The 21,190-nt window shown below is 47.2% G+C and carries 21 protein-coding genes and 1 other annotated feature; all 21 genes read left to right on the forward strand.

Annotated features, from left to right (window positions below; all coding sequences use genetic code 11):
• Nucleotide 1: 1 nt before the first annotated feature.
• Nucleotides 2-973, forward strand: coding sequence for a phospho-N-acetylmuramoyl-pentapeptide-transferase (gene mraY / locus KZE55_RS04020; RefSeq protein ID WP_222259452.1), 972 nt, complete (start codon nucleotides 2-4; stop codon nucleotides 971-973).
• Nucleotides 974-998: 25 nt separating this feature from the next.
• On the forward strand, nucleotides 999-2,375 hold the full coding sequence (gene murD, locus KZE55_RS04025) for a UDP-N-acetylmuramoyl-L-alanine--D-glutamate ligase (RefSeq protein ID WP_222259454.1): 1,377 nt from the start codon (nucleotides 999-1,001) through the stop codon (nucleotides 2,373-2,375).
• A complete protein-coding gene (gene murG, locus KZE55_RS04030) occupies nucleotides 2,375-3,481 on the forward strand; it encodes an undecaprenyldiphospho-muramoylpentapeptide beta-N-acetylglucosaminyltransferase (protein ID WP_222259455.1) in 1,107 nt (368 codons plus the stop codon). The genes murD and murG overlap by 1 nt, the downstream gene beginning before the upstream one ends.
• Before the next feature lie 16 nt (nucleotides 3,482-3,497).
• Nucleotides 3,498-4,334: a cell division protein FtsQ/DivIB gene (locus KZE55_RS04035; protein ID WP_261313303.1), complete on the forward strand. Its 837-nt coding sequence runs from the start codon at nucleotides 3,498-3,500 to the stop codon at nucleotides 4,332-4,334.
• A gap of 126 nt (nucleotides 4,335-4,460) precedes the next feature.
• Nucleotides 4,461-5,828 carry a cell division protein FtsA gene (ftsA, locus tag KZE55_RS04040; RefSeq protein ID WP_222259459.1) on the forward strand — a complete coding sequence of 456 codons (1,368 nt, stop codon included), beginning with the start codon at nucleotides 4,461-4,463 and terminating at the stop codon, nucleotides 5,826-5,828.
• 19 nt (nucleotides 5,829-5,847) lie between these two features.
• Nucleotides 5,848-7,107 (forward strand): cell division protein FtsZ, encoded by a 1,260-nt coding sequence (gene ftsZ, locus KZE55_RS04045; protein ID WP_222259461.1) that lies wholly within the window; start codon nucleotides 5,848-5,850, stop codon nucleotides 7,105-7,107.
• Nucleotides 7,108-7,183: 76 nt separating this feature from the next.
• Nucleotides 7,184-7,606, forward strand: coding sequence for a cell division protein SepF (locus tag KZE55_RS04050; protein WP_222259463.1), 423 nt, complete (start codon nucleotides 7,184-7,186; stop codon nucleotides 7,604-7,606).
• 11 nt (nucleotides 7,607-7,617) lie between these two features.
• A complete protein-coding gene (locus KZE55_RS04055) occupies nucleotides 7,618-7,881 on the forward strand; it encodes a YggT family protein (RefSeq protein WP_047767500.1) in 264 nt (87 codons plus the stop codon).
• A 4-nt stretch (nucleotides 7,882-7,885) separates the two neighbouring features.
• On the forward strand, nucleotides 7,886-8,677 hold the full coding sequence (locus KZE55_RS04060) for a YlmH family RNA-binding protein (protein WP_222259465.1): 792 nt from the start codon (nucleotides 7,886-7,888) through the stop codon (nucleotides 8,675-8,677).
• An 18-nt stretch (nucleotides 8,678-8,695) separates the two neighbouring features.
• Nucleotides 8,696-9,460 (forward strand): DivIVA domain-containing protein, encoded by a 765-nt coding sequence (locus KZE55_RS04065; protein ID WP_222259467.1) that lies wholly within the window; start codon nucleotides 8,696-8,698, stop codon nucleotides 9,458-9,460.
• A 24-nt stretch (nucleotides 9,461-9,484) separates the two neighbouring features.
• Nucleotides 9,485-9,698, forward strand: a binding site (T-box leader).
• A 54-nt stretch (nucleotides 9,699-9,752) separates the two neighbouring features.
• Nucleotides 9,753-12,548 carry an isoleucine--tRNA ligase gene (ileS, locus tag KZE55_RS04070; RefSeq protein ID WP_222259469.1) on the forward strand — a complete coding sequence of 932 codons (2,796 nt, stop codon included), beginning with the start codon at nucleotides 9,753-9,755 and terminating at the stop codon, nucleotides 12,546-12,548.
• A 207-nt stretch (nucleotides 12,549-12,755) separates the two neighbouring features.
• The gene (locus KZE55_RS04075; protein ID WP_222259471.1) at nucleotides 12,756-12,959 is read left to right on the forward strand and encodes a cold-shock protein; all 204 of its coding nucleotides are present in this window, start codon (nucleotides 12,756-12,758) and stop codon (nucleotides 12,957-12,959) included.
• Nucleotides 12,960-12,969: 10 nt separating this feature from the next.
• Nucleotides 12,970-13,521, forward strand: a complete 552-nt coding sequence (locus KZE55_RS04080) for an NUDIX hydrolase (RefSeq protein WP_222259473.1) — start codon at nucleotides 12,970-12,972, stop codon at nucleotides 13,519-13,521.
• Entirely contained in the window at nucleotides 13,514-13,768 is a 255-nt protein-coding gene (locus KZE55_RS04085; protein ID WP_222259475.1) for a hypothetical protein, read from the forward strand. Before KZE55_RS04080 ends, KZE55_RS04085 begins: the two co-directional genes overlap by 8 nt.
• Before the next feature lie 14 nt (nucleotides 13,769-13,782).
• On the forward strand, nucleotides 13,783-14,481 hold the full coding sequence (locus tag KZE55_RS04090; RefSeq protein WP_222259477.1) for a 5'-methylthioadenosine/adenosylhomocysteine nucleosidase: 699 nt from the start codon (nucleotides 13,783-13,785) through the stop codon (nucleotides 14,479-14,481).
• 14 nt (nucleotides 14,482-14,495) lie between these two features.
• Nucleotides 14,496-15,662 (forward strand): cysteine desulfurase family protein, encoded by a 1,167-nt coding sequence (locus tag KZE55_RS04095; RefSeq protein WP_222259479.1) that lies wholly within the window; start codon nucleotides 14,496-14,498, stop codon nucleotides 15,660-15,662.
• A gap of 1 nt (nucleotide 15,663) precedes the next feature.
• Nucleotides 15,664-16,014 carry a DUF1831 domain-containing protein gene (locus tag KZE55_RS04100; protein ID WP_222259481.1) on the forward strand — a complete coding sequence of 117 codons (351 nt, stop codon included), beginning with the start codon at nucleotides 15,664-15,666 and terminating at the stop codon, nucleotides 16,012-16,014.
• A 102-nt stretch (nucleotides 16,015-16,116) separates the two neighbouring features.
• Nucleotides 16,117-17,250 (forward strand): tRNA 2-thiouridine(34) synthase MnmA, encoded by a 1,134-nt coding sequence (gene mnmA, locus KZE55_RS04105; protein WP_222259892.1) that lies wholly within the window; start codon nucleotides 16,117-16,119, stop codon nucleotides 17,248-17,250.
• A gap of 121 nt (nucleotides 17,251-17,371) precedes the next feature.
• Nucleotides 17,372-18,028, forward strand: a complete 657-nt coding sequence (locus KZE55_RS04110) for a histidine phosphatase family protein (RefSeq protein WP_222259483.1) — start codon at nucleotides 17,372-17,374, stop codon at nucleotides 18,026-18,028.
• A gap of 15 nt (nucleotides 18,029-18,043) precedes the next feature.
• The gene (locus tag KZE55_RS04115; protein WP_222259485.1) at nucleotides 18,044-18,733 is read left to right on the forward strand and encodes a tetratricopeptide repeat protein; all 690 of its coding nucleotides are present in this window, start codon (nucleotides 18,044-18,046) and stop codon (nucleotides 18,731-18,733) included.
• A 20-nt stretch (nucleotides 18,734-18,753) separates the two neighbouring features.
• Nucleotides 18,754-21,147, forward strand: a complete 2,394-nt coding sequence (gene recD2, locus KZE55_RS04120) for an SF1B family DNA helicase RecD2 (RefSeq protein ID WP_222259487.1) — start codon at nucleotides 18,754-18,756, stop codon at nucleotides 21,145-21,147.
• The last annotated feature ends 43 nt before the right edge of the window (nucleotides 21,148-21,190 follow it).

Here is a 21,190-nt window from a genome sequence, read left to right on the forward strand (position 1 = left end):
TATGAATCTATTAAGTGGTGTTTTAACGCTCATCAGTGCGTTTTTAATTACTTTTCTACTAATGCCGTCGTTAATTCGATATTTTCGGTCCAAGAAGGAAGGCCAACAGATTAGAAAAGAGGGTCCAACTTGGCACGCCAAGAAAGCAGGAACTCCAACAATGGGAGGGCTCCTCTTTATCATTTCGGCAGTGATTACGATTCTCTGGGTGGCCGTTTGGCAGGGGTTGGTTGACAATACCCTCTGGGCCCTCCTATTAATTCTTGTTGTCTACGGTTTAATTGGAATGTGGGACGATAGTATTAAGATTTTCCACCACCAAAACGAAGGTTTTAAAGCATGGCAAAAGGCTCTGTGTCAGGTGATTGCGGCAATGGTCTTTACTGTGATCTATCAGCACGAAGGCTTTCAGATGGGGTTTGGAACTGATCAGTACGGATGGCTGTATGGCCTTTTCATTATCTTCTGGATTGTCGGCTTCTCTAATGCCGTTAACCTGACCGATGGTTTGGATGGCTTGGTTAGTGGTCTGTCAATCATTTCTTTCTTGGCTTACCTGGTAATTGCCCTGGTTAACTTGAACCAACCGGGCTATCCGGAAATTGCCCTTTTCTGTCTGGCCATGATTGGGACTTTGCTAGGCTTCTTCCCTTATAACCACAAGCCGGCTAAGATTTTCATGGGTGATATGGGGTCATTAGCGATTGGTGCTTCTTTGGCAGCTGTTTCTTTACTTCTTCACCACGAATGGTCCCTGCTGGTCATCGGAATTGTTTATGTTTGTGAGACGGCAAGTGTGATCCTCCAGGTAGCTTCCTTTAAGTTAACCGGTAAGCGGATCTTCAAGATGAGTCCAATCCACCACCACTTTGAAATGTGTGGGTGGAGTGAATGGAAAATTGATATTGTCTTTTGGATTGTTGGGTTAATTGGGGCAGTTATTGCTGTCAGCACGATTTTATTAGTTGGTTAAACTTAAAACGGGAGAATGAGTTACGATGAAAGAGATTAAAGATTATCAAGGGAAAATGGTCCTCGTAATTGGCTTTGGAATTAGTGGATTAAACGCCGCCCACTTACTTGTTAAGCTCGGTGCTCAGGTAACGGCAAATGACATGAAGACACCACAGGATCCGCAAGTGGTTACTGACTTGAAAGCGGACGGTATTACCGTTATCACCGGGAGTAACCCCCTGTCTTTAGCTAATCAGGACTTTGACCTGGTGGTTAAGAACCCGGGGATTCCATATGATAATCCCCTGGTTGCTAAGTTCGTTGAGAAAAAAACGCCAATCATCACTGAAGCCGAGTTAGGCTGGGAAATCTTTGACGGACATCTGGTGAGTGTCACTGGAAGTAATGGTAAGACGACAACGACGACCTTAACACAACTGATGCTGGCCAAAAGTTCCACCCATAAGGTGAAATATGCCGGAAATATCGGGGTTTCCTTCAGTAAGGTGGCCGAAGAATTAGGGCCTGACGATACCTTGGTCACGGAACTCTCTAGTTTCCAACTGTTGGGGACGCCGACAATCCATCCCCATATCGCGATTATTACTAATATTTTTTCTAATCACCTGGACTATCATAAGACCCGTGAGAACTACATTAATGCTAAATTAAATATTACCCGGAACCAGACCAAGGACGACTTCTTGATCATGAACTGGGACCGTGACGAGTGGCAAGAAATTGCCCGCCGTAGCCAGGCCACCATTGTCCCATTCTCACGGCAAGACAAGAGTCATAAGGGTTCGTACGAAGAAAATGGTGATATTTACTGGCGGGGTGAACGAATCATGGCAGCAAAGGATATCCGCCTGATTGGCCCGCAAAACGTTGAAAACGCGCTGGCAGCGATTGCGGCTGCCAAGTTAAGCGGGGTTTCCAACGAGGACATTGTCAGTGTTCTAACAACCTTCAGTGGGGTCCGTCACCGTCTTCAGTACGTGCTTGATTACAAGGGACGGCGCTTCTATAACGATTCAAAATCCACCGATATTGAGGCCACCGAGGTTGCCTTGCAGGGCTTTGAGCAGCCGGTAATCCTGTTAGCTGGTGGTTTAGACCGGGGGTATACTTTTGAACGGCTTGTACCTTACTTTAAGAAACACGTTAAAGCAATTATCGTATTTGGACAGTGTAAGGATAAGATGAAGGACGCGGCTGAACAAGCTGGCATCCCAACAATCCTGGAAAGTGAGAATGCCATTACGGCGGTGCCCGCAGCCTGGAAGGTTAGTGAACCGGGGGATGTGATCCTTCTTTCACCGGCCAACGCCAGCTGGGATCAGTTCCCGAGCTTTGAAGTGCGGGGGGACCGCTTCATTGAGGCGGTTGAAAAGTTGACAGGACGAAAGGAGAATAACTGATGCGTTTACTAGTTTCTGGAGGCGGAACAGGTGGTCACATTTATCCGGCCCTTGCATTAATTGAGCGTCTTAAACAGGTTGAACCGGGAACCGAGGTTCTGTACGTGGGAACGACCCGTGGCTTAGAAAATAAGATTGTTCCAGATGCGGGAATTAAGCTGGAAACGATGAAGATGCAGGGCTTTAAGCGGTCGCTCTCCTTGGAAAACTTTAAGACCATCTACCTCTTCTTGAAGTCGGTTCACCATGCTAAATCGATCATCAGGGATTTTAAACCCGACGTTGTTTTGGGAACCGGTGGTTACGTTAGCGGAGCCGTTTTATACGCGGCAGCCAAGCACCATATCCCGACGGTTATTCACGAGCAAAACAGTGTTGTCGGAGTCACTAATAAGTTTTTGAGTCGTTATGTTGACGAGATTGCGATCGCCTTTGCGGCGGCACGAAGCCAGTTTCCTAAAGGAAAGGTAACAATGGTTGGTAATCCCCGGGCCCAACAAGTGGTTTCGCAAACGGATAGCCAGTTTTCCTGGACGAGTTACGGCCTTAAAGACGATGTTCCGACCCTGATGATCTTCGGGGGGAGCCAGGGAGCACCGAAAATTAATAAGACAGTGGTTGACGCCATTCCGCAGTTTAATGAGCGGGAATACCAGGTCATTTTTGCCACCGGTCAAAAGCGCTATGACCAGGTAAAGGAACTGCTTAAAGACGTTCAGATTGCGGATAACGTGAAGGTTGTTCCTTACATTAAGGATATGCCGGCAAAAATGCCAAAGGTGGCGGCACTGGTATCACGGGCAGGGGCAACAACAATTGCAGAAGTTACTGCCCTTGGCGTTCCAACGATTTTAATCCCGAGCCCCTATGTTACGGCTAACCACCAGGTTAAAAATGCCCAGGCTCTGGTCCGTAAAAACGCTGCCGTAATGATTACGGAAGATAACCTTGATGCCCGCTCTTTGATGGTTCAGGCGGATAAAATCATGGAGAATGCTGACTTGCGTAACGAGATGGCAGCAGCTTCGCGGAAACTAGGGAAGCCAGATGCTGCTGACCACTTAATTAAGGTCCTGCATAAGGCAATCAATGACCACCAAAAATAGTAAGGAGGAGGTTAGCTTGGATAAATCCCATTTTATCCCAGAGCACCAACAATATGCACAGCGTTTAACGGCCATTGAAGAACGTCGTGCCCAAGCTGACCATCCCCATAAGGGTGGCAAAAAAATTGGCCATAAAGTTCATAAAATTAAGTGGTATCGTTACTTCACGAATGGTGAACGAGTTGCCAAGCTAGCTTGCTTGTTTGGTGGGGTCCTCCTGCTCGCCCTTTACGTTCTTTCACCGTTGAGCAAGATAAAACAGGTCCAAGTGACGGGTAATAGTGAATTAGGCATCCGTCAAATTGAAGAAGCAACGCAGATTCACCCGGGACGTTACATTTGGGGGGTCTACGCCAACCGGAATGCCCTTAGTCAAAGTGCACACAATAAGAACCCCCAGGTTAAAAGCATTCGGGTGCGTGTCACCGGACCGCAAGCGGTTAAGATTACCGTTCAGGAAAATCCGGTTGTCGGGATAGTTGAGATCAAGCAGCGCGATTATGACGTCTTGGCAAATGGACAGCTGCAAGCGGCGAAGAGCGATAAGAGTAAGATCACGTACCAGGGCTTTTATAAGGATCGTACAGCGTTAAGGAAGACCGCGGTGCAGATAGGTAAAGTCAAACCGGTGATTCGGAATGGTATTTCAGCAATCGCGTATCGCCCTAATAAGGTATCGCCACGGCGGTTAGTTATTTACATGCGGGATGGCAATACCGTATATGCAGACTATAAGACGGTCGGTAAGAAATTGGCCTATTACCCTGGAATTGCGGCGACAATGAAAGATCCTGGGATCATTGACCTTCAAGTGGGTGCTTATTCGTATAGCTACGGGTCCCATGACAAATGATTTTAGAAAAGATTGGGGAAAACATTTTTGAAGTGAATAAGATGTGGTAAAATCTTATTTAGGTATAATTTAAAATACAAAATTTTTAATGAGTATATTTAATAGTTTTAGGAAGGTGCCGTTCAGATGGATAATTCAGAAGTATTTGTTGGATTGGATATTGGAACCACCTCGATTAAGGCATTAGTATGCGAGAGTGTTAAAGGGCAATTAAAAGTTGTCGGGGTGGGAATTGCTCCTTCCACCGGACTTAACCATGGCGTAATCGTTGATATCAATAAGACCGCCCACGCTATCTCACAAGCGGTTGCTAAAGCAGAGGAAAAATCCAATCTTAGTATCAAAAAACTTATTGTTGGTCTCCCAGCCAACTACTTACAAATGCAGAAGGTTCATGGAATGATTACCATTGGATCACAAGGACAGTCACGTGAGATTGTGAACAGTGATGTCAATGATGTTGCCAGAGAAACCTTAACGCAAAATATTCCACCAGAGCGGACAGTTTTAGATTTGATTCCTACTGAGTTTTCTGTTGATGGCTTCGGCGGGATTAAGGATCCACGAGGAATGGTTAGTGTCCGCTTGGAAATGAAAGCAACACTTTACACCGGTCCTAAAACCATTATTCATAACACCAAAAAGGCGGTTCAAAGAGCTGGTTATGAAATTAAAGACTTTGTGATTGAACCAATTGCAACGGACTTCAACCTTCTTAATGACGGTGAGCAGGACTTTGGCACGGTTGTGATTGATCTTGGTGGTGGTCAAACAACTACCAGTATCATTCATGATCACCAGTTGAAGTATACATTCGTTGATCTGGAAGGTGGTCAGTACGTTACTAAGGATATTTCAACGGTTCTAAATACTTCATTAAAGAATGCCGAACAGTTAAAACTTAACCATGGTTATGCTGACCACACACTTGCTGACGAAGAGGCAGAGATCAATGTTAATGTTGTCGGCAAGAATGAACCCGTTCAGTTTACTGAAGAATATCTGGCCGAAGTAATCGAGGCCCGGATGAGGCAAATCTTCGAACGAATTCACCAGCGTCTCCAAAGCATTCATGCTCCAGAACTGCCAGGTGGCGTCACGATTATTGGTGGCGGTGCAGCAATGCCCGGCATAAAGGAGTTGGCCCAGCAATACTTTGCGGGTCGCATCAAGATTTATGCACCCGAGCAGATGGGAATTCGTCACCCCGGCTATGCTGCCGGGTTGGCACTGGCGATGTACGAAAACCAGCTGTCGGATGTTGATAAACTTATCAAGCAGACAATCCAGCAACCTGATATAATAGAAAGCCCACAGGAAGACGAGCAGTCAACCAGTGGTGGGCGCCAAATGGTTCACCAGTGGTCAAACAAGCAGGCTCAGCCAGTACGCGAAGCTAACCATTTGCGGCAAGAAAAACGGTCAACGCCAAAAAAGACTAAGCATACGTTTGGTAACCGGCTAAAGGGTATGTTTGATAACCTATTTGATTAAAATCACGGAGGAGAATTAAATGGATAACGATACAAGCACAACGGAAAACGAATTTGCTGGGGCACGTATTAAGGTCATCGGTGTCGGTGGCGGTGGTGGAAACGCCGTTAACCGCATGATCACCGAAAAGGTTCAAGGGGTTGACTTTATTGTTGCCAACACTGACCTTCAGGCTCTTAATAGTTCTAAGGCTTCCACGAAGATTCAATTAGGACCTAAACTTACCAAGGGACTTGGTGCGGGATCTAATCCAGAAGTCGGTGAAAAGGCAGCCCAAGAAAGTGAAGAGGCAATTAAAAAGGTCCTTGAAGGTGCAGACATGGTATTCATCACCGCTGGTATGGGCGGTGGAACCGGGACCGGTGCGGCGCCGGTTGTCGCTAAGCTTGCCAAGGACAGTGGTGCTTTAACCGTCGGCGTTGTTACCCGGCCGTTCTCTTTTGAAGGCCCACGGCGGGGCAAGTTTGCGGTTGAAGGACTGGAAAAATTGAAATCTAATGTTGACACCCTGATTATTGTTGCTAACAATCGTTTGCTAGAAATGATTGATAAGAAGACACCAATGATGGAAGCCTTTAAGGAAGCAGATAATGTTCTGCGTCAAGGTGTCCAAGGGATTTCGGACCTGATTGTTACTCCCGGGTACATTAATTTGGACTTTGCCGACATTAAGACGCTGATGTCTAATCAAGGAGCAGCGCTGATGGGGGTTGGGTCTTCCACTGGTGAAAATCGAGCTACTGAGGCAACTAAGAAGGCAATTTCCTCTCCCCTCCTAGAACTCTCCATTGACGGAGCACAGCACGTCTTAATGGACATCACTGGTAGTGAAGACATGGCCATGTACGAAGCTCAGGAAGCTTCTGATGTAATCAAACAGGCTGCTGGTACCAACGTTGACATTTCCTTTGGGATGTCCTTGGACAAGAATATGGGTGATGAAGTACGGGTTACAGTCATTGCTACTGGAATTGACAAACCAAAGAAGAGTCAGCCGCAAGTTAAGCAGGCTCAACCGCTCAACCGGCCAAGTCGTCCGGCTACCACTGATCGGCCTGCCAACCAAAGTAATGGTGACCAAGAGGAGAACAGTGACCCGTTTGATGGTTGGAATGACCCAACGGCAACTGCCGATGACCAACGGGAAAACAGTGATAACCAATTTTCACATGTTGATAAGCCGGAGTTTAATGTTTTTAATGATGATACAGCTAATTCCGATGATAACGATGACACTAATTTATCGACGCCACCATTCTTTAAAAATCGTCGTAAATAGTTAAAACTAAGGAGGAGTGGTTTAACGAGCGAGTTAGATTGCACCTCTTTTTAGTATTTAATAAGGAGGTCTTATAATGGCTGCAAAATTTCTCAAAAGCCTTTTTGGCGATGATGGAATTGAAGAAGAATACTATGATAATGCGTCTGCGGCATCAGAAAAGGAAAATAATAAGGTTGTTTCCTTTAACGAAAATCGCGCCAAACGGGGCAGTCAGAACATCAGTCAAATTTCTCTGTACGAGCCGCGGATGTATGCAGATGTAAAACAAATTGCTTCCCAGCTACTAGCGGGACGCGCAATCGTTGTCAATTTTACCCAAATGGACAGCAAGGCGGCGGCTCGGATGGTTGATTTCCTAAATGGGGCGGTATACGCCATCAACGGCGAGATGAAACGGATTGGAAAGGAAATCTTCCTTTGTGCCCCGAATAATTTTGAACTTTCGGGAAATCTGTCCAGTAACTTAAAGGCGGAGACAGATAATTTTAATAATTAAGGAGAAAAAGCATGCTTGGCTTTATTTTTTGGGTCTTAAACAGCTTAATTGATGCTTATATTTGGGTAATCGTGATTTGGTGTCTCCTATCATGGTTTCCCAATGCACGGGGGACACGCCTAGGTGAAATCATTGACCGCTTGGTCGAACCGTACATGAGCTGGTTTAACTTTATTCCACCACTGGGCGGAATTAGTTTTTCACCGGTCGTGGCGATTTTTGTCCTTTACCTCGCACAGTCAGGTCTTTCTGCCTTAGCAGGAATGTTTGGTTAGTAAAATGAAAGAAGAAAATATTAAGCAGCATTTTCGACCGAACGAAGGACCCTTTATCGATCAAGTAGCGGACTGGATCAGCACGGCAATTGCCCAGTACCGACCGGTCCTCACTTCCTTTTTAAACCCCCGACAACGTTACATCGCACAAACGATTGCCAATCGTCACGATGATCAGGTCAGAGTGACTAGTAATGGTGGTTGGAGCGGTGCCGAAATGCAACGACTCCTGTTTTATCCGCCCTATTACAAGCCCCAGGATAGTGACTTTGATCTTCAAGTTTTAGAGGTTAACTATCCGACTAAGTTTGTGGAACTTAACCATCGGCAGATTATGGGAACGTTAATCGGCGAAGGAATGGCGCGTAATGCTTTTGGCGATATTTTAGGCGACCAGGGACGATGGCAAGTTGTGGTGACAACTTCCATGGCCCAGTATTTACGGACAAGTGTGCACCATGTTGGCCGGACAAAAGTTAAGTGGCTACCGGTAACCGATTTGGCAGCGGTGTTAACTCCCGTTGAAGATTGGGAAGCGGTGACGACCACTGTAACCTCTTTACGCCTGGATAGCATCGTGGCGGCCGGCTTTAATTACTCTCGTAACCGGGCGAAGACGTTGATTGAGCACGGCATGGTCCGGCTTAATTGGGAGGACATTACCCGGCCGGATGAGCAGGTCGTTGTCCATGACCTAATCTCGGTCCGCCATGCTGGTCGCATACGGCTAGATGAAGATGATGGCAAGACACGGAAGGGTAAAGATAAAATTAGACTGTCAGTTGTGCATGCATAGTATTTGGAGGAAATAAAAATGGCTTTAACTGTGGAACAAATTAATAAACAAAACTTTTCAACTAAAATGCGGGGCTTCAACCAGGAGGAAGTTACGAACTTCATTCAAGAAGTTTCCCAAACGGTTCAAGAATTAACTGAAGAAAATCATGCATTGAAAGAGACCGTTAAGGCGGACGAGGAAAAGTTGAAATACTTTAGTGAATTAAAGGACTCCCTTAACAAGTCAATCCTGGTTGCCCAAGAAGCGGCTGACAAGGTAAAGAGCAATGCTAAGCGGGAAGCAGACATCATGGTCCGTGAAGCGCAGAAGCAAGCTACTGATATCGTTTCTGAAGCAAACGAAAAGTCCAACCAAGTTATTGACCACACGACTGAAGAAGCTCGGAAACTGACGACCGAAACCAATGATTTGAAGAAGCAGACCCGAATCTTCCGACAACGGTTACAGGTTATGCTTGAATCTCAGCTTGAGGTTGTTAAAAGTGATGAGTGGGACAAACTACTGGCGGATGATAATCCAGAACAATATGATGAAATTCAAAAGATGTTTGGAAATGACCTTGACAAGAATTCATCGGAAAGTGTAGAATCAACAGCAATTAGTTCCGCATCCCCAGCAGATGAGAACTTCGCTGACCAACCAGCTGTTGAGCCTGAATCATCTGCACCAACCGGCCCAGAGCCAGCAAAACAACCTGCGGCGAGTGAGCAGCCAGTTGTTCCCGCTGATTCAGGGGAAACGGTAGTTGTCTTCCCAGACAGCGACGAGGAAAAGAACTAGGGATAAATTAACTAGTGAACTTAAATAAAAACGTTGAAGAGAAGTGGATTTTACCACCCGACCCCAGCGAGTCAGTAGTTTTGGTGTGAGACTGATGATCGGTGTTTAGTCCTGATCGACTCTGAGTGTTGTACTCAACTTGTAGTAGGTACGACCGGTTCATGACCGTTATCAATGACAAGAGGAGGCCAAAATTGGCCTTGAAAATGGGTGGTACCACGATAGCTTCGTCCCTTTTAGGGATGGAGCTTTTTTATTTCAGTTCACTAGAAAAGAGAAAGGAGTAGTTGTTATGCGGGTTAAAGATACGTTAAATCTTGGCCGGACTAAGTTCCCCATGCGGGGTAAGTTGCCGGTGACCGAAGCTAAGCGTGAACAGCTTTGGGAAGAAAATAAAGTTTACCAATTACGACAAAAATTGAATGAGGGGAAGCCAACCTTTGTGCTTCACGATGGCCCACCGTATGCCAATGGTAATATTCACATTGGCCACGCCATGAACAAAATTTCCAAGGATTTCATTGTTCGTTACAAGTCAATGACTGGCTATCGGGCACCCTATGTTCCTGGTTGGGATACTCACGGGCTGCCAATCGAACACCAACTGACTAAGTCCGGCTATGACCGTAAAAAAATGTCCACATCCGAATTCCGGGACCTATGTCGCAAGTACGCCTTAGAGCAGGTTGACAAGCAGCGGACCGACTTCAAACGACTGGGGGTTAGTGGCGAATGGGATCACCCGTACTTGACCCTGGATAAGGAATTTGAAGCTGCGCAGGTTCGGGTCTTCGGTGAGTTCGCCAAGAAGGGCTTACTCTACCAAGCTAAAAAACCCGTTTATTGGTCCTGGTCTTCAGAATCAGCACTGGCGGAAGCCGAAGTTGAATACCACGATGTTGTTGCTAAGACAGCCTTCTTTGCTGAGCAGGTAAAGGATGGTAAAGGCATTCTTGATGACAATGCCTACTTGGTAGTTTGGACGACGACGCCGTGGACCGTTCCCGCTTCTGAAGCCGTGGCGGTCAATGGCAAGTTTGACTACTCGGTTGTGAAGCCAGCTGATGATGACCGTCAATTTGTAATTGGCACTGAATTACTCGATGGCGTTGCTGAAAAGCTCGGCTGGAAGGACTATGAGGTTGTTAAACACCTTGCCGGAACAGATCTTGATGGCATGGTTACCAAGCATCCTTACCTCGACCGCGACATCCTGGTAGGGACGGCTGACTACGTTACTGCTGATGCTGGTACCGGTTTGGTTCACACGGCTCCTGGCTATGGTGACGATGACTACCACTTCGGCTTGGAACACAACTTACCAATCTTTGCCCCAATTAATGACCAAGGGGTCCTGACTAAGGAAAATGGCGCCGACTTTGATGGTGTCTTCTACCAGGATGCGGATGATGTTTCTTTGAAGAAACTGGAAGAAAATGGTGCCCTCCTGCTTGAAGAGCCATTGAAGCACTCCTACCCATTCGATTGGCGGACTAAGAAGCCAATCATCTTCCGGGCCACCGACCAGTGGTTTGTTTCCATTGACAAGATGCGTCAGGATATCCTGAACGCCCTGGAAGATGTTGAATACAAGCCATCCTGGGGGAAGGTTCGTCTCAGAAACATGATCAAGGATCGTGGCGACTGGGTAATTTCCCGGCAACGGGTTTGGGGTGTTCCATTGCCAATCTTCTACGCTGAAGATGGGACGCCAATCATGGAAGAAGAGACTATTAATCACGTTGCTGACTTGTTTGCCAAGTATGGCTCCAACGTCTGGTTTGACCGGGATGCTAAGGACTTGCTTCCAGATGGCTACACTAATGAACATTCACCACACGGTAAGTTTACTAAGGAAACGGACATCATGGATGTTTGGTTCGATTCCGGTTCTTCTCACCAGGGTGTTCTGGCAGAACGGGACTATCTGACCTACCCTGCTGACCTGTACCTGGAAGGTTCTGACCAGTACCGGGGTTGGTTCAACTCTAGTCTGATTACCAGCGTGGTTTGCTCTGGTAAGGCCCCTTATAAGGGCATTGTTTCCCAAGGCTTTACTCTTGATAAAAAGGGTAAGAAGATGTCAAAGTCAATGGGGAATGTTATTGACCCGAACAAGGTCGTCAAGCAGATGGGGGCCGAAATTATCCGTCTGTGGGTAATGTCTGCTGATACCTCTGCCGATGTCCGGGTTTCAATGGGAACCTTCCAGCAGATTTCCGAGGCTTACCGGAAGTTGCGGAATACCTTCCGCTTCCTGTTAGCCAACACGGGTGACTTTAAACCAGCAGAAAACACAGTCTCCTATGAGAAGATGGCCAGTGTCGACCAGTACATGATGGTCAAGCTGAACCACTTCTTGAAGAAAATGCGGGACTACTTTGACGAGTATGACTTCCTGGATGCCTACAAGTTGCTCATCAACTTCGTCAACAATGACCTTTCCGCCTTCTACATGAACCTGGCGAAGGACGTCCTGTACATTGAACCAGCCGATTCACACGCACGGCGGTCAATGCAGACGGTCTTCTACAACATCTTGCTGACGATGGTCAAGCTCTTGACACCAATTCTTCCCCACACCACTGAAGAGGTTTGGGAATACATGGACGAACCGGAACAGTTTGCCCAGCTGACGGAAATTCCTGATGCCCGGTCTTTTGCTAATGAGACTGAACTACTGGACAAGTGGGAACAGTTCATGGAGGTCCGTTCTCATGTCCTGAAGGGACTAGAAGAAGCCCGGAATGACAAGCAGATTGGTAAGTCCCTTGAAGCAGCGGTCGATCTTTACCTAGACGCCAACCAACAAAAGCTGGTTGATAGCTTAAACGAAAACGTTGCGCTCTTGCTTGGGGTCTCTGCCTTGCACCTGCACCCATTTGACGAAGCACCGGTGGATGCTGACAAGTACGAAGACGGGGTTGCTGTTAAGGTTTCACCAGCAACGGGTGAAACCTGTGCACGTTGTCGGATGGTCAAGGCAGATGTGGGTACCGATGATGCTTACCCAATGCTTTGTGCACGGTGTGCCAAGATTGTCCGGACGAACTTCCCTGAGACAGTGGAGACCGGACTGGAAAAGTAAAAAAAGTGATATAATTTCTTGCTCAAGAAGCCAAACGGTGACATTGATTTTCTTGCGGTGTAAAATGGGAAGAGATAATGAAAAAGGGCGACCTTTCGTATCTTAACCCCGCAAGGTTACTTGAGTAGTGATATATCAATCAGACTTATTTTTAATAGGGGTTGCGGGAAATTACCACAACTCCTATTTTTATTGGCAGGTGAAAATATGCTTAAAGGAAAAGTCAAAAGTTTTGATGAACAAAAGGGGTGGGGATTCATTACCGTCCCCCACGAAGGAGATATCTTTGTTCATTACAGTGGTATTGAGGGTACCAGGCGCCGGGTCCTTCAGGCCGGTGAAGATGTTTCACTGGTGATTGTTCAGGGACATAAGGGCCCGCAAGCCGCCCACATTAAAGTAATTAGCTAGGAGGAATACGATGGATTTTACGGAAAAACCGCTTAGTAGCAAAGAGGTATTTAACGGCCACCTGATCAACGTTGAAGTTCAACAGGTAAAAACCCCTGAGGGCAACATCGCCCAACGAGAAATTGTTCACCACGCACCAGCTGTGGCTATTTTGGCTATCACTAGTGATAATAAGATGTTGTTGGAAAAACAGTGGCGGGCCCCGATTGGGAAGACAACCTTGGAAATTCCGGCTGGGAAGGTTGATTTCCGGGACCAGGCAAGTGCGGACCATGCTGCAAGACGGGAATTGAACGAAGAAACCCGTCTTCAGGCCGGTAAACTAGAGAAGCTTTCTAGCTTCTATACTTCGGTTGGGTGCATGGACGAATACATGACCCTGTATTTGGCAACCGAACTGTCACCAGTTGTAAACGCCCTTCCCAAAGATCAAGACGAAGAGTTAGTGGTAAGAAAAGTTAGTTTGGATGAAGCACAAGCGATGATTGCTTCCGGTGAAATTGAAGATGCTAAGACAATTATGGCCATTTATTATTGGCAGGGAATGAAGTCCAATGGATAATCAAAAGTCGCCGTTTTCTGAAGAAAAACTTTCGCGAAAGCAGTACCGTGAGCAGATTGCACGCACCAGGGCTGCTGGACAGGAACAAGAAGGCGGAGAACAAACCCGCCAGCGCACCGTAGAAGATCAGGAGGAACAAAGCAGTGAAGACAAAACAGCTGTTCTGAAGCGGAAACTTAACATTGCAATTGTTGGACTCATCGTGGCAATCATTGCCGTCTATTTAGTTTTATTTTTTGTCGGGTAAAGGAGTTATTTAAAATGCGTTTTGGAATTATCTGTGCGATGCCAGAGGAAATCAAGGAATTAAAGGCCCAGTTGGTTGGTGGTGTTGCCAAAAGAATCGGTGGCAAGGATTACTTCATGGGACAGATTAGCGGTCAAGATGTTGTTCTTGTAGAATCCGGAATTGGTAAGGTTGAGGCCGGAATTACAACTGAACACCTAATTACGGACTGCCATGCTGACGTGGTGATCAACTCAGGCTCTGCCGGTGGAATCGGCCAGGGGCTCCACGTGGGGGATGTTGTGATTTCTACGGCAACCGCCTACCATGATGTTGACGCCACGGCGTTTAACTACAAGTACGGCCAGCTTCCGGGTAAGGAACCCCGCTTTATAGCCTCAAAAGAGTGGGGGGCAGCACTGAAGGGAGCCGGTCAAAAGACTGGCTTGAATGTCAAGCAAGGCTTGATTGTTTCCGGCGACCAGTTCATCGCCAGTAAAAAAGCAATTGACCAAATCCTTACCCACTTCCCCGATGCCCTCTCCAGTGAAATGGAAGGGGCTGCGGTCGGTCAAGTTGCTACTGACCATGACGTCCCGTACGTTGTCGTCCGGGCAATGTCTGATACTGGCGATGAGGATGCCGGCGTCAGCTTTGATGACTTTATTGTTGACGCAGGGAAGCGGTCAGCCAAGATGCTTTTGCAATTGTTTGCTGACCGGGCTGCACAGTGAAAGGAAGGTTGGTCGTGAACGAAATTTACCTCGATAATGCGGCAACGACGCCGATGACTCCGGAAGTCATCGATGAAATGACTAGACAGATGAAGGAATCATGGGGGAATGCGTCAACTGGATACTCCTACGGCCGGCACGCTAAGTTAGTGATGGAAAACAGTCGCCATGTAATTGCCCAGAGCATTAACGCCGATGATAACGAAATCGTGTTTACCAGCGGGGGAACGGAAAGTGACAATACCGCCATCATTCAGACCGCCTTTGCGCGACAAAAACTGGGAAAACACATCATCACAACGGCTATTGAACATGAGGCAGTTCTCAAGCCATTGCATTTTCTTGAACAACACGGCTTTGAGGTAACCTACCTTCCCGTTGATGAGGATGGTAATATTTCCCTGAATGATTTTAAAGCGGCGCTTCGCGATGACACGATTCTCGTTACAGTCATGATGGGGAACAATGAGGTTGGTAGTCGGTTGCCAATTCATGAAATTGGTGAGATTTTAAAGAACCACCAGGCATGGTTCCACACCGATGCCGTTCAGGCTTATGGCCTGTTACCGATTGACGTAAAAAAGGACCACATTGACCTCTTATCAACCTCTGCTCACAAGTTAAACGGGCCGAAAATGATGGGCTTCCTGTACCGCCGCGAGGGAATCAGTTTTCCAAGCTTCATCAAGGGCGGGGACCAGGAAACTAAGCGTCGTGCAGGGACCGAAAACGTTCCTGCAATTGCGGCTTTTGCCAAGGCAGTGGCAATCGATACCCCAGATGAAAAACAAGCCCGGCAGACACGCTATTACCACTTCAAAAAGAAAATCGTGCAGGGACTTAAGGATAACCACATCCCCTTTGCCGTAAATGGCCAAATCAGTCCGGATAATCTAAACCACGTCCTGAATATCTGGTTCAAGGGCATCTCGACCTACGTCATGCAGACTGACTTGGATTTGGATGGCATTGCGGTCTCCGGTGGGTCTGCATGTACGGCGGGGAGCATCGAACCGTCCCATGTCTTGACAGCAATGTTTGGCCCTGATAGTCCGCGGATTAGTGAATCAATCCGGATTAGTTTTGGGGCACTGAACACGGATGAGGATATTGATAAGCTAATTGCAGCAATTGTCAAAATTGTTCATAAGCTTAACAAGCTTGATAAGGGGGCAAATTAAAGTGGATTTTGCTAAAAGGGTTAAGGTACCGGGGGACCAGACAACGTATTCGTTAAGCCCAGAAGTCAAGCGGTACACCCTGATTGACCTCGGGTTTGAAGAAACCAAGCGGGGTAACTTCGAGTACAAGGGGAGTCTTGATACTGATAACCCCTTTAAGCCGGTGGCCCGGCTTCGAATTTTAATTAATGTCGAACTGACGGGGTTCAAGATGGAAACCGTTACTGGTAACGGGGCACGGAGAATCAATATCTTTAACCACCAACGGTCAGCAGAATTTGTTGAGCAATATCACTTTATTTTAGATGAAATGCTCAAAAGAAACGTATTTAAAAGTGAGGGACAAAAATAGGTGCAGTCCCGAAAGGACTTTGGTACAATGTACGATACTGGATGCATGCGACCTTCAATCGTAGATTATTCCAGAATCTATTTGAAATGATGGTGATTAATGATGACTGACCACAGTCATACTCGTGTCGTTGTCGGGATGAGTGGGGGTGTCGACTCTTCAGTGACCGCGCTGTTGTTAAAGCGGCAAGGCTATGATGTCGTTGGCGTTTTCATGAAAAACTGGGACGATACGGACGAAAACGGTGTCTGTACCGCGACTGAAGACTATAAGGACGTCGCCAAGGTAGCGGCCAAGATTGGTATTCCTTACTACTCGGTTAACTTCGAGAAGGAATATTGGGACCGGGTCTTTAAGTACTTCATCGCAGAATACAAAAAGGGACGGACGCCCAATCCAGACGTTATTTGCAACAAGGAGATCAAGTTCAAGGCCTTCATCGACTATGCTAACCAGTTGGGTGCAGACTACGTGGCTACCGGTCACTATGCCGATTTAAAGCGGGATGCCGATGGACGGATGCACTTGATGCGGGCAAAGGACCAGCATAAGGATCAGACCTACTTCTTAAGTCAGCTGGACTACCACCAACTGGATAAGGTGATGTTTCCCCTGGCTAATTACACTAAGCCGGAGATTCGTCAGATTGCCAAGGAAGCCGGCCTGGCCACGGCGGATAAAAAGGACTCCGTTGGAATCTGCTTCATTGGTGAAGACGGCCATTTCCGTGAGTTCTTGAGTCAGTATATTCCCGCCCAGCCAGGAAACATGGAGACCGTTGATGGCCAAGTTGTTGGCCAACACATGGGATTAATGTACTACACGATTGGTCAACGCCGGGGCCTCGGCCTGGGGGGTAATAAGAAGAGCAACGAGCCTTGGTTTGTGATTGGCAAGGATATTAAGAAGAATATCCTCTACGTCGGTCAGGGCTACCACAATGAGCACCTCTATGCCACCCACCTGGAAGCCAGTGATATCCACTGGGTTGACGATGTTGTCAGCCGTTATGGACATGACTTCCACTGCACGGCAAAGTTTCGCTACCGGCAAAAAGATGTCGGCGTAACTGCCCACATCGCTGAAGATGGCCAGCATGTGACGGTTGAATTTGATGACCCAGCGCGGGCAATCACCCCGGGACAAGCGGTTGTCTTCTATGATGGTCAAGAGTGTCTGGGGAGCGCTATTATTGACCGGGCATACAACAATGAACGGCAGTTACAGTACGTTTAATTAACATAGGATTTAATCCAAGCGGGCATCCTTATTGCCTGCTTATACATATTTCACAATCAATGTGAACATTCATAATATTTTTGGTAAGATAATATATAAAAAAGGTCCGCGATTAACAATGACAAAAGTTTATCTAATTCGACATGGAAAAACAGAATGGAATCTTGAATCCCGCTACCAGGGGGGCCATGGCGATTCACCACTTTTAAAGACAAGTTACCAGGAAATTGAACTGCTTGCCCAATCCCTAAAGAAGGTGGCCTTTGCCCATGCATATGCGAGCCCCTTACGGCGGGCACGGGTAACCGCACAAAAATTAATTAGTCACCTTGATCAACCAATTCCGTTAACGATTGATAGCCGCCTGATGGAGTTTAATCTGGGAAAAATGGAAGGAATGCACTTCGATGACGTTGCTAAGAAGTGGCCAGACGAGCTAAATAATTTCCGCCATCATCCTGACCGTTATAATGAAGCAGTCACGGGCAGTGAAAGTTTCCAGCAGGTGATAGACCGGGTGGGCTCAGCTGTTAAAGAGTTTTGTCGTGTTAATCCGGAAGCCAACATCCTAATTGTTTCACACGGGGCCGCATTGAACGCCACAATAAACGCCTTGATTGGGACCCCCCTTCCGCATTTAAAGGATCGGGGTGGGTTGAGTAATACCTCAACAACTATTTTAAAGACGGATGATGCCGAACACTTCACACTTGAGAAGTGGAATGATACAACTTATCTGCATAAGACCAAGGTCGATCCAACTGATACAATCTAGTAAGGGGTGGCAGTGATGACAGAGAAGAATGAGTTAAAGCAAAGTGAAAAACGGGAAACGGAAAAGTTAGTCCACAAACTGATTCAAGCAATTGATGAACATCCAGAAAAGGTAAATAACTACTATGATCTCGGTTCTTTACTGACCCGCTTAAATGACTATGAACAGGCTGAAGAACTGTTTATGAAGGCCCTTGGGATTTTTGAGGCTAAAAAGGATCAGTCCGCAATCAACCTGTTAAACTACGGACTTGGTAACCTTTACTACGAAGTGGGAAAGCCAAATGCGGCGATTAAGCTTTACAATAAGATCGATGATGACAAGCTAAAGGCGGACTCATACCTGATGCTTGCGCAAAGTTATATGAAAAAGGGGCAGCATAAGCAGGCAGTTGCTTACGGCTTAACGGCTCATGAGTTACGGGCTCAGGATCCGGAAATCAACCAGGTCATTGGTGATTCCCTATTGGCCCTTGGTGAATTTGCGGAGGCTAAAAAATACTATGACGCCATTTTGAAACGTCATCCTGGCCGTGCAGATACCCAGTTCAACCGGGGACTGGTCGCAATGGTGCTGGGCGAACCTTACACGGACTACTTAACGCAGGCTAAACAGTTAAACCCAACTTATTACCAAAAGAGTGAACAACGGTTAGCGGATATTGAAAAGACGCTCCAAAAAACACAATCAAAAAAGAATAAATAGTGCTGGAAAGGATGACTTCAATGGCAACAGAAATGGATTTATTTAAGACGCCACAGGAGCCGTCTTTTTTTGTTGGTCAGGTTCAATCCGAGATTTTTACTAGCCCGGATTCTTTTTATAAAGTGTTGGCGGTCTCTGTGGAAGACGCTAACTTTGATTGGGACGAAAACGAGATCACGGTAACGGGGAGCTTCGGTGACCTGAGTGATGACCAGACTTATCGTTTTGAGGGCCAACTTGTTGAACATCCCCGTTATGGTTGGCAGTTTCAGGCTAAGTCTTACCACGTTAACCGGCCGACCAGTCGAGGGGGCCTGGTGGAATTTCTGGCCAGCAAGCAGTTCCCGGGTGTCGGACAAAAGACGGCCGAAAAAGTGGTCGACGCCCTGGGTACTAACGCCATTGACAAGATTAACGCTGATCCCCATGTCTTAGATCCCCTAAACCTTCGCAAGGCTGTCCGTGATTCACTGGTTGAAAACCTCCAGGCAAACCAGGGGCTTGACCAAGTAATAATTGGCCTTAATGACTTTGGCTTCGGAAGCAACCTGATTTCTTCTATTGTCGATCGCTATGGTGAGGATGCCCTCCAGGTGATTAAGGAGAATCCCTACCAGCTTGCGGCGGATATTGATGGAATCAGCTTCAAGCGGGCTGACCAAGTTGCTGCCAAATTAGGGATTGCCGGCAACGACCCCCGCCGAATCAACGCAGCGGTTGTCCAGTCCTTAGACGACCTCACGATGGCCACGGGAGACACTTACACCAGTATCAAGCCCCTTCTCGCTAACAGCCTTCAGCTCCTCAATGGAGATGGTCGGTCGGCGGACAGTAATATCGTTGCTGATCAGATTGTTGCAATGGAGAAAAAGCACCAAATTAACTATGAGGATGACCACCTGTACCCGACTAGTCTCTACCGGGCTGAATACCAGATTGCTGATCACTTACAGCGCTTGATGGGCACGGGTGAAGAACGGATTGCCGATGAGACAATCATGGCAACGCTGAAACGGACCGAGGAGGAAACGGGCATCAAATATGACCGGGTCCAGGTCCAGGCCGTGGAGACCGCCCTAAACAATAAGGTCATGTTGTTGACCGGAGGCCCAGGTACAGGAAAGACGACCATTATCCGGGCAATCGTTGAATGCTATGCCAAGGTTCACCAACTGTCTTTGGAGGTCAATGATTACAAGGGAAAGGTCTTTCCCATCCTTCTTGCCGCACCGACTGGCCGTGCTGCTAAGCGGATGAGTGATACTACCGACCTGCCGGCAAGTACAATTCACCGGTTGCTGGGATTGAATGGTCGGGAAATGCCAACGGATATCAGTGCCCGTGATTTGAAGGGTTCCTTGCTGATTGTTGACGAGATGTCGATGGTGGACACCCTCCTGTTTAAAACGTTAATTCAAGCGGTTCCAACCGCGATGCACGTTGTCCTAGTGGGTGATAAGGACCAGCTACCGTCAGTGGGCCCGGGACAGGTATTCCATGACCTCCTGTCCTTTAAGGAGTTACCCAAGATTGAGCTGGTCGATATTCACCGCCAAGCGGCCGATTCGACAATCATTCCACTTGCTCACGCAATTAAGGAAGGACACTTACCCGCTGATTTGATGGCCAAGAAGGCGGACCGGTCCTTCATTCCCTGCCGTGCGGGTCAGGTTCCGGACGTCGTTCATCAGATTATTGAAAAGAGTGAGGAACGGGGCTATTCATCTGCAGATGTGCAGATCTTGGCACCAATGTATCGGGGGATGGCTGGTGTGGATAACTTAAATGAGCTTGCTCAGGATGTCTATAATCCCGCTAGTCAATCTAAACAATCGGTTGAGTACCGGGGGCAGACCTTCCGGGTTGGTGACAAGGTCTTGCAACTGGTCAATAGTCCAGAGAACAATGTTTTTAACGGGGATATTGGTAAGATTGTTGCCATTGAAGGCACGGAAAAGGGGCAAAAGAACCCGAATATGACGATTGACTTTGACGGGAACGAGGTTAAATATTCCCGGATGGAATGGAACCAGCTACAGTTAGCTTACGCAATTTCAATTCATAAGTCGCAGGGGAGCCAGTTTAAGATGGTTCTGTTACCGGTGGTGCGTCAGTTCAGCCGGATGTTACAGCGAAACCTGATTTACACCGCGATTACACGGGCGGCTGATAAGCTGATCATGATGGGTGAGGCCCAAGCAATGGCAATGGCGGTCCGCAATGTTGGTACTAATCGCCAAACGACCCTGCTGCAACGGTTAAATGAAAAGTGGCATAAACAGCCAACGGCAGGGGATGTTCAATCAACTTCACCAACGACTAGCGGAGAAACGGTCTTAACACCGGCACTAATTGAGCAAGGCACGATTGACCCGCTGATTGGCATGGATGGGCTCCGTCCGTCTGACCTTTAAACTAAGGCTTGATTGCGCCACCATTTGTTGCGATAATAAGATT

Source organism: Limosilactobacillus panis (assembly GCF_019797825.1).
In the GTDB taxonomy this organism is placed as follows: Bacteria; Bacillota; Bacilli; order Lactobacillales; family Lactobacillaceae; genus Limosilactobacillus; species Limosilactobacillus panis_A.